At 68.7% G+C, this 8,857-nt stretch carries 9 protein-coding genes; 5 read left to right on the top strand and 4 right to left on the bottom strand.

What is annotated here, in order from left to right; all coding sequences use genetic code 11:
• Positions 1-664: CorA family divalent cation transporter (locus tag R1101_RS26410; RefSeq protein WP_332306999.1), on the bottom strand; the 664-nt coding region annotated here is incomplete at its 3' end.
• Between the two features lie 81 nt (positions 665-745).
• Here R1101_RS26410 and R1101_RS0111015 point away from each other — a divergent pair.
• From R1101_RS0111015 to R1101_RS0111030, 4 genes are all read left to right on the top strand, one after another.
• Complete coding sequence (locus R1101_RS0111015; protein ID WP_016933488.1) at positions 746-1,600, top strand: PHP domain-containing protein; 855 nt, start codon at positions 746-748, stop codon at positions 1,598-1,600.
• Positions 1,597-2,019 (top strand): hypothetical protein, encoded by a 423-nt coding sequence (locus R1101_RS0111020; RefSeq protein WP_016933489.1) that lies wholly within the window; start codon positions 1,597-1,599, stop codon positions 2,017-2,019. The genes R1101_RS0111015 and R1101_RS0111020 overlap by 4 nt, the downstream gene beginning before the upstream one ends.
• A 469-nt stretch (positions 2,020-2,488) precedes the next feature.
• Positions 2,489-3,682 (top strand): NAD(P)-dependent malic enzyme, encoded by a 1,194-nt coding sequence (locus R1101_RS0111025; protein ID WP_026003143.1) that lies wholly within the window; start codon positions 2,489-2,491, stop codon positions 3,680-3,682.
• A gap of 146 nt (positions 3,683-3,828) precedes the next feature.
• Positions 3,829-4,779: a glycine betaine ABC transporter substrate-binding protein gene (locus R1101_RS0111030; protein ID WP_016933491.1), complete on the top strand. Its 951-nt coding sequence runs from the start codon at positions 3,829-3,831 to the stop codon at positions 4,777-4,779.
• A 17-nt stretch (positions 4,780-4,796) separates the two neighbouring features.
• On the opposite strand, the gene R1101_RS0111035 is transcribed toward R1101_RS0111030, so the two are convergent.
• The 3 genes from R1101_RS0111035 to R1101_RS0111045 are packed head-to-tail and all read right to left on the bottom strand — an operon-like array spanning position 4,797 to position 8,103.
• Positions 4,797-5,708, bottom strand: coding sequence for an alpha/beta hydrolase fold domain-containing protein (locus R1101_RS0111035; RefSeq protein WP_051017515.1), 912 nt, complete (start codon positions 5,706-5,708; stop codon positions 4,797-4,799).
• An 8-nt stretch (positions 5,709-5,716) separates the two neighbouring features.
• Positions 5,717-6,544 carry an SDR family NAD(P)-dependent oxidoreductase gene (locus R1101_RS0111040; protein ID WP_026003144.1) on the bottom strand — a complete coding sequence of 276 codons (828 nt, stop codon included), beginning with the start codon at positions 6,542-6,544 and terminating at the stop codon, positions 5,717-5,719.
• Complete coding sequence (locus R1101_RS0111045; protein WP_016933494.1) at positions 6,541-8,103, bottom strand: flavin-containing monooxygenase; 1,563 nt, start codon at positions 8,101-8,103, stop codon at positions 6,541-6,543. The genes R1101_RS0111040 and R1101_RS0111045 overlap by 4 nt, the downstream gene beginning before the upstream one ends.
• Before the next feature lie 70 nt (positions 8,104-8,173).
• Between R1101_RS0111045 and R1101_RS0111050 the strand changes: the two genes are divergently transcribed.
• On the top strand, positions 8,174-8,851 hold the full coding sequence (locus R1101_RS0111050) for a TetR/AcrR family transcriptional regulator (RefSeq protein WP_016933495.1): 678 nt from the start codon (positions 8,174-8,176) through the stop codon (positions 8,849-8,851).
• Positions 8,852-8,857: the final 6 nt, after the last annotated feature.

Consider the following 8,857-nt stretch of genomic DNA (forward strand, 5'->3'; position numbering starts at 1 on the left):
TAAACTGCACGATCTCGCGCTTGAGCATGTAGATCTGGTCGACCGCGATCCGCGTGTCGGGGGTGAACACGAGTTCTTCGATGTCGTCGACGTCGGGCTGTACGGCCGTCGTGACGGCGAGATAGGAGTCGACCACGTGGTCGGCGATCGCGTGGAGCACGGCCGCCGGACCGCGGGCCAGACGGTCGGGATCCCGCTCGAGGCGCTTGCGCACCTGCGACAGTTCCGAGTGGTCGCCGTGCCGCACGCTGACGATGAAGTCGGGGCCCGTGAACAACATGATCTCGCCGGTCTCGACGATGTCCTTGGTGGTCGCCACCGACTCGTGCTCGATGTAGCTGACGGTTCGCAGCACCAGGAACAGCACGTTGTCGTAACGCTCGAGTTTCGGCCTCTGATGGGCGTGGACGGCATCCTCGACCATCAGTTCGTGGAGTCCGAAGGTGTGTGCGACGCTCGCCATCTGCCGTTCGTCGGGATGATGCAGCCCGAGCCACACGAATCCGGTGCCGCGCCGGTGCACCTCTGCGACCGCCTCGGTGTGGGTGTAGCGGCCGGGCAGCCGGTGCCCGTCGACATAGACCGCGCAGTCGATCACCGCTCGTTCGGTGAGTGCCGGGGGAGTGGGGCCGCGACGAGGGGCACGAGAAGGCTGGTGCGGCATGTTGTCCTTCCTCACGGCATGCCGCTGCGGCGCGGCCGGTCGCGTCGTCATGCTAGCCCGCCGACCTGACAGACTGGGGGCGTGCGTATCGATCTCCACACCCATTCGACCGCATCGGACGGTACCGACACTCCTGCCGACCTGGTCCGCGCCGCGGCCCGGGCGGGTCTGGACGTGGTGGCCCTGACCGATCACGACACGACCGCGGGGTGGGACGAGGCCGCGACGGCCCTGCCGGCGGGGTTGCGTCTCGTCCGGGGGATGGAGATGTCCTGCACGGGTCGCGGAGAGGACGGCGCCCCGGTCGCCGTGCACCTGCTGGCCTATCTGTTCGACCCGCACGACCCGGTGTTCGTGGCCGAACTCGAGCGGCTCCGGGGCGAACGGGTGTCGCGGATCCGGGCCATGGGTGTGCGGATGGCTGCCGACGGTCTGCCGATCGACGTCGACGCGGTGCTCGCCGAGGCCGGTCCGGCCGCGGGCCGGCCACATCTGGCGCGGGCGCTCGTCGCCGCCGGTGTGGTGCCCACGGTCGCCGATGCCTTCACCGAGCTGTTGTCCCCACGCGGTCGCTACTACGTACCGAAGGCCGACACCCCGCTCGCCGACGCGGTGAAGATGGTGACGGCCGCGGGCGGTGTGCCGGTGGTGGCGCACGCCCGGGCGCGTTCTCGCGGGCGGCTCCTCGCGCTCGATCACATCGAGGAACTCGCCGAACTCGGACTCGGCGGTGTCGAGGCCGATCATCCCGACCACAGTGAGCAGGACGTGCGGACGATGCACGATCTCGCACGGTCGCTCGGGGTGGTCGTCACGGGATCGTCCGACTATCACGGCGACAACAAGGACGTGAGGCTCGGCAGTTTCACCACCGCTCCGGCGGCCTACGAGGCGCTGCTCGACCGCGCGACCGGCGTGGAGGTGATCGCGGGATGAGGCGGCGGGGTGCGCGATACCCGGACGAGGGGCACGGGTCGTGGAACGACGAAAACTACTACGCCAGTGAGTACGACGAGCCGTATTACGTGGACGACGGGTACCACCCCGACCCCTACGACGCCGCACCGCCGCGCCGGTCGAGCCTGCCGGTGCGCGCCGCGCGCGCGATCTCGGGTGTGGTGTGTGGTGCGGTGCTGGTCCTGACCGCCGTGGTGTGCGGGGCCCAGTACCTGGCCGGCGACCGCGGTTTTCCCGGTCCGGGGACCACCGCGGTCGCCGCGCACGTCGTTGCTTCGCTCGTGGCCGTGATCGCGCAGGTGACGGCGGATCGCCGGTCCGGTGGCGCGGCTCTCCTGTCGAGTGCTGTGGTGATCTTCACTGCATCGATTCTGTTGCTCACCCAGTGGTGGGGATGACGGCTCCGAGTGCCATCACCGCTACCCGCCGGTAGCCGTCGTGTAACTGCGGAAATTCGTGTCGATGTGCCGTCGGGGACGTGGTCCCGGCACGTAAACTCACAGGTGAGACGACAAAACCGTGAGACCTTCGCAATCGATGCCGATTTGATTGTTCGTCTGCGAAGGTGGCAAACTTACGGCAATCCGAAAGCCGGAATACCCCGGACTCGGACGAAGGATGGCAGACCCACCCGGGGCTCGATCACCCAGGGCTCGATGCCAGGGCCACCCGCCCCGGCTCCATCACGTTCCGGAAGCCGTACAACCTTGTACAGCGGCAGTCGTGATCGCGCCCGGAAGCTTCAACCAATGTCCTTGGCGAAGCGCTGCAGACTCGATGCATGGATCGATGTGAAATGCATGGGACTGCGGTGTTTTCGCAGCCACCGAGTCCAGAGGTCGACTCGGCACACGCAGGAGTGTCATCGTGTCAATTGTGTCTGATGCACCTACCCCTCAGAAGCTCGAGTTGACGGACGAGGAGATCTTCTCGGGTCACGTCGACGGCAAGCTCTCGGTCGAGTTGACCGCGCCACTCGAGAACCAGCGCGATCTGTCCATCGCGTACACCCCCGGTGTCGCCCGGGTCTGCCGCGCCATCGCTGCCGACGAGACCCTGGTCGACCGGTACACCTGGACGAACCGCCTGGTCGTCGTCGTGTCCGACGGCACCGCGGTCCTCGGTCTCGGCAACATCGGCGCCCGCGCCTCGCTGCCCGTGATGGAGGGCAAGTCGGCGCTGTTCAAGAAGTTCGCCGGCCTGAACTCCATTCCGCTGGTGCTCGACACCACCGATCCCGACGAGATCGTCGAGACCCTCGTCCGGCTGCGTCCGTCCTTCGGTGCCGTCAACCTCGAGGACATCTCCGCCCCGCGCTGCTTCGAGATCGAGAAGCGCGTCATCGAGGCGCTCGACTGCCCCGTCATGCACGACGACCAGCACGGCACCGCGATCGTCGCCCTGGCCGCACTCAAGGGCGCGCTGAAGGTGCAGGGACGCGACATCGCCGACCTGCGCATCGTGATCTCCGGCGCCGGCGCTGCCGGCGTGGCGTGCACCAACATCCTGCTCGCCGCCGGTGCGCGTGACGTGGTGGTGCTCGATTCGAAGGGCATCATCTCCGCCGACCGCACCGATCTCGGCGAGATCAAGACCGACCTGGCCGCCCGCACCAATCCCGAGGGCCGCAAGGGCGGCATCACCGAGGCGCTCGACGGCGCCGACGTCTACCTCGGCGTGTCGTCGGGCACCGTGCCCGAGGAGATCGTCGCGACGATGGCCGACGACTCCATCATCTTCGCGATGTCGAACCCGGATCCGGAGATCCACCCCGACATCGCCCACAAGCACGCCGCGATCGTGGCGACGGGTCGCAGCGACTTCCCGAACCAGATCAACAACGTGCTGGCTTTCCCCGGTGTGTTCAAGGGGGCGCTCGACGCCGGTGCCCGCCGCATCACCGAGGGCATGAAACTCGCCGCCGCCGAGGCCATCCTCTCGGTCGTCGGTGACGAACTGGCCGCGGACAAGATCGTCCCGAGCCCGCTCGATCCGCGTGTGGCACCCGCCGTCGCCGAGGCCGTCGCGGCCGCGGCGAAGGCCGAAGGTGTCGCCGACTAGGGATTCGTTCCCGGCGAGATCGCACCGAACGCCCCGATCCGAACCGCACAAGGGTTCCGGACCGGGGCGTTCGGCGTCCCGTCGGTTCGGAGTCCGGGAGGCCGGGTGGTGGGCAGGCGCGGGTGACAGGAGCCCGGTGGGCGACAATGACCGCCGTGGCGAACGAATCGAGACCGACCCGGCCGGTCGTGGCGACAGTGCTCACCGCATGCGCGGCGGCGGCCGTGCTCCAGGGATGCGCGTCACCCGTCCTCGACGGGGCGGCGCCGTCGGCGACGGTGATCGTCGGCGCGGGGGAGCGACCCGACGAGGAGCTGCTCGCGCAGCTGTACGCGGGAGCGCTGCGCGGCAGCGGGATCGACGTACAGGTGCGCTCCGGCGTCGCCGATCCGCCCGCAGCACTCGACGCCGCCGAGCTCACACTGATCCCCGGTTACACGGGACGCCTGCTCGCGTCCTACGACCCGGGTTCCGACTCCACCGACGCAGAGGACGTCTTCGAGGCGCTCGCGCGGGCACTGCCCGACGAGCTGACCATCTCCGATTACGCGTCGGCGCAGGACCGCGCGGTTCTGCTCGCCGACCGCGAACGGCTCGCGCAGTGGTCGGTGAGCCGGGTGGCCGACCTCGTCGACCGGTGCCCCGAACTGACGTTCGCGCTGACCGAGGACTTCGACTCCGCGGGTGGACTCGACGCGCTCGAACGCGCCGGCTGCCGTCCGCGCGAGGTACGGCGGATCGAGGATGCGCAGTCGGTCGCCGTCGCATCCGAACCCGGCACCGTCGTCGGAACCACCACGACGTCACCCGCTCTCGCGGAGATCGATGCGGATTCGCCTGTGAGCACCGTGCCCGACGCACCCGACCGCGCCCCGCAGGACGACACGAAGGCAGGCGACGCCCCGGCACCGGTACTGCCCGCCCAGAACGTCGTCCCGGTCTTCCGCAAGGGCGCCCTCGACGAGGCGCAGCTCGACGCGTTGCGGACCATCGCCGGAGAGCTGACGACGAGCGATCTCACCGAACTGCGCGCGCGACTCGACGCCGGCGAGGATCCCCGGTCCATCGCCGAGGAATGGCTCGCCGAACACAGCTGATCGCGGACCCCCGGTGCTCAGCCCGTGCGGGTGCCCATCCGCTGCCGGAGGAACACACCGAAGTCACTGATCGCCGCGGCGGCCTCGGGAACGAGCGACGCCTGCAACGGCGCGACGTGCCACAATTCGGGCTGCGCGACGAACGTGACGTCGACACCCGCCGTCCGGAGTTTCTCGGCGTACCGCCGGACCTGCGGGTAGAACATCTCCGCGGTGCCCACCTGGATGAGCGTCGGCGGCAGCCCCGTGGGATCGGCGTGCATGGGCGCGTAACCGGGATCGGTGGGATCGCCCCCGGCCAGATACGCCTCGGCCGAGGAGTACACCCAACCCTTGTTGAGGACGACGTCGTTCACGGCGGGCAGGTCGCGGGCGGCCGGATCGGTCCACGGCGACAGCAACCCGAGCGCGGGCGGGGTGGTCGCGTGCCGGTCGATGAGCCGGCGCGCGGTGGCCGCCGCGAGGCCACCGCCGGCGGAGTCGCCGGCGATCGCAGTGCCCGACACCTCGAAGCCGTGCTCGCCGACGAGTTCGAGATAGGCCGCTTCGGCGTCGTTCGGCGCCGCCGGATAGGGATGCTCGGGAGCGAGCCGGTAGTCGAGGACGTACACGGCCGACTCCGCCGCCGCGGCGAGATGCGCCGCGAGTGAGCGGTGCGTGGCGAGCGACCCACCGGTGTACGCGCCACCGTGCAGGTACAGGATCGCGGTGGTTCGCTCGGTGGCGCCCACGGTGATCCGCTCGGCGGGGCGTCCCGCCAGACGGATCGGGCGCACCACGGTGTCCTTCGGGAGGAACTGCAACGGCGCGGCGAGGTCGAGCAGCCGGCGTTGCGTGGCGAACGACCAGCGCGGTGACAGCAGGGCACGGAAGAGAGGCCGCAGCGCGGTACGCGCCACCCGCGGTGACAACTGGGGTGTCGGAGGCATGCCGCAGCCTATCCCTTCGGCAGGACCCGGGAGGTCACCGTGGCGACGACACGCTGATAGGCCGGTCCGGCCACGCGGACGAAGGCGTCGAGCAGCTTCGCGTCGGCGCCGACGAGTACGCGGGCCTTGTTCTTCCGCACACCGGCGAGGATGGTCTTCGCCGCGTCCTCGGGGGTCGTGCGCGCGAGCTTGCGGTCGAAGAACTCCGCGAAGGTCGCCTGATCGTCGCCGTCGGGGACGGCGGCGTTGCGTGCGATCGCGGTCTTGATGCCGCCGGGATGCACGCACGTGACCTGCACGGGATGCCGCGCGACGAGCATCTCCTGCCGCACCGCCTCGGTGAAGCCGCGCACCGCGAACTTCGCCGAGTTGTATGCCGCCTGGCCCGGGATGCTCAGCAGCCCGAACAGGCTCGAGACGTTGATCAGGTGGCCGTCACCGGACGCGATGAGGTACGGCAGGAAAGCCTTGGTGCCGTTGACGACTCCCCAGAAGTCGACGTCCATCACGCGCTCGATGTCCTTGAACTCGGTGCGCTCGAGGTCGCCGTGATAGGCGATGCCCGCGTTGTTGTACACCTGGTGGACCGCACCGAAGTGGGCGGCGACCTGCTCGGCGTACTCGAGGACCTTCTCCCGCTGGGTGACGTCGAGATGGTCGGCCTTCACCTCGGCGCCGAGATCCCCTGCGCGACGGGCGGTCTCTTCGAGTCCGGCGGTGTCGACGTCCGAGATCGCGAGTCGGGCGCCCTCGGCGGCGAGGGCGAGGACGAGGGCCCGCCCGATCCCGGAACCCGCTCCCGTGACGACCACGACCCGGCCTGCGACATCACTCATCGAACTGCTGCCTCTCGGGACGTGCGCTCCTGCGTGGGACGGTCGGTGGCGACGGGGAGATCCGACGCGGCCACGCTGCGGTACGCGTCGAGGTCGAATCGTCTTGTGATACGACGGAATTCGAAGGTGAATCCCGGCCACAGCGTGGTGTTGTTGCCGTGCTTGTCGAGATACCAGCTCGCACACCCGCCGTTGTTCCACACGCTCGAACGCATCGCGCGCTGCAGCTCGCGGTTGTACTCGTCCTGCACGTCCTCGCGGACCTCGACCGTGCCGATGCGATTGCGGTCGATCGTGCGGATCGCGTCGACGACGTAGCCGAGCTGCGATTCGATCATGTACACCATCGAGGTGTGGCCGAGTCCGGTGTTCGGGCCGACGAGGAAGAACAGGTTGGGGAAGCCGGCGACCGAGCTGCCCTTGTAACCCTGCATGCCGGTCTCGTCGAAGACCTCGGCCAGTGAACGGCCGTCCTTGCCGAAGATACCGGCGAAGGTCGGGGAGTCGGTGACGTGGAAGCCGGTCGCGACGACGATCGCATCGACCTCGCGTTCGGTGCCGTCTTTCGTGACGATGCCGCGCGGGGTGACGCGGGCGATGCCGTCGGTGACGAGGTCGACGTTCGGCCGGTCGAGCGCGGGATAGTAGTTGTTCGAGATCAGCATGCGCTTGCAGCCGATGCCGTAGTTCGGCGTGACCTTCCGTCGCAGTTCCTTGTCGCGGATCTGCCGGCGGACCTGGAGGCGCGCGGCGAGTTCGAGCGGCTTCATGAAGGCCTGTGCCTTCGCCAGGCCCACGACCTGGGTCTCACGGGCGGTGTACTGCAGGGCGCGTGAGAGGCGCTGGAAGCCGGGGATGTACCGGAAGGCGAATCGCTCGGGCGCGGTGTACTCGCGGTCGAAGCGGGGAAGGATCCACGGTGCCGTGCGCTGGTAGACGTCGAGGTGTCCGACGGTGCCCGCGATCGCAGGCACGATCTGGATGGCGGAGGCTCCGGTGCCGATGACAGCGACCCGCTTGCCGGTGAGATCGGCGTCGTGGTTCCACCGCGCCGAATGGAAGATCTCGCCTTCGAAGCCGGAGATGCCCTCGATGTCGGGCAGCGACGGCTCGCACAGCGCGCCCACCGCGGAGATCATGACCTTGGCGCTGTACCGCCCACGTGTGGTGGACACGTCCCAGCGGTGCGTCGCGGTGTTCCAGCGGGCCGACTGCACGTCGCATCCGAAGACGGTGCGGCGCCGGACGTCGTATCGATCGGCGACGGAGCGGATGTACTCCTGGATCTCCGGTTGCGGCGAGAACGAGCGCGTCCAGCCCGGGTTGAGGGCGAAGGAGTAGGAGTACAGATTCGACGGCACGTCGCACGCGGCGCCGGGGTAGGTGTTGTCGCGCCAGGTGCCGCCCACCTCGGACGCGCGTTCGAGTACGAGGAAGTCCTTGCCTGCCTGCGACAGTCGGATGGCCGCACCGAGCCCGGCGAACCCGCTGCCGATGATCAGTGTGTCGACCTGACGGATCTTCGCGTCGGCGACGGTATCTGTAACCGGAAGACTCATGTACTTGAGGCTAGAGCGTTCCAGTGACCTGGTCAACACTTGTTGACCATAATTCAATAACAGTGTTTGCATGGTGGGCGTGGCAGAAGACAGTCCCGAACCCCGCCGGACACGCCTCGGTCCGGCGCAACGCCGGGCCCAGCTGATCGGACATGGGCTCGAGCTGCTCGCCGAGCGGCCGCTCGAGCAGATCTCCGTGGAGGAGGTCGCCGACCGGGCCGGGGTCTCGAAGGGCCTGCTGTTCCACTACTTCGCCTCGAAGCACGACTTTCACGTCGAACTCGTGCGGTGCGTCGGCCGGGACCTCGTCGAGTACACCGCGCCGGACGAGGACCTCGAACCCGTCGAGATGCTGCGGGGCACGCTCGTCGCGTACGTCGACTACGTCACCCGGCGCCGCGACATGTACGTGTCGATCCTGCGCGGCGCCACCAGTGGCGATCCCGACATGCGCGCGGTGTTCGAGGACACCCGCACCGCGATGGTCGAGCGGACCGTCGCGCACCTGCCCGCCATCGGGATCGAACCGGCCCCCGCCGTGCGACTCGCGGTCCGTGGGTGGGTGGCCTTCGTCGAGGACACGACCATCGCGTGGCTGCGTGACTCCGAACTCACCCGCGACGAGTTCGTCGAGCTGGCCATCGCCGCGCTGTCCGGCGTGGCCCTGGCGGCACATTCGCTCCAGGATCACGCCGGGGACGATCTCAGCGGTCGTGTCCGGGAAGGTACTCCTGCAGCTTCGTCTTGACCCCCT

This window comes from Rhodococcus sp. R1101 (assembly GCF_000278445.1).
In the GTDB taxonomy this organism is placed as follows: Bacteria; Actinomycetota; Actinomycetes; order Mycobacteriales; family Mycobacteriaceae; genus Rhodococcus; species Rhodococcus gordoniae.

Coding starts and splice junctions, on each gene's coding strand:
- R1101_RS0111045 (WP_016933494.1), bottom strand. CDS start 8,103: ATGAGTCTTCCGGTTACAGATACCGTCGCCGACGCGAAGATCCGTCAG.
- R1101_RS0111020 (WP_016933489.1), top strand. CDS start 1,597: ATGAGGCGGCGGGGTGCGCGATACCCGGACGAGGGGCACGGGTCGTGG.
- R1101_RS0111030 (WP_016933491.1), top strand. CDS start 3,829: ATGACCGCCGTGGCGAACGAATCGAGACCGACCCGGCCGGTCGTGGCG.
- R1101_RS0111040 (WP_026003144.1), bottom strand. CDS start 6,544: ATGAGTGATGTCGCAGGCCGGGTCGTGGTCGTCACGGGAGCGGGTTCC.
- R1101_RS0111035 (WP_051017515.1), bottom strand. CDS start 5,708: ATGCCTCCGACACCCCAGTTGTCACCGCGGGTGGCGCGTACCGCGCTG.
- R1101_RS0111050 (WP_016933495.1), top strand. CDS start 8,174: ATGGTGGGCGTGGCAGAAGACAGTCCCGAACCCCGCCGGACACGCCTC.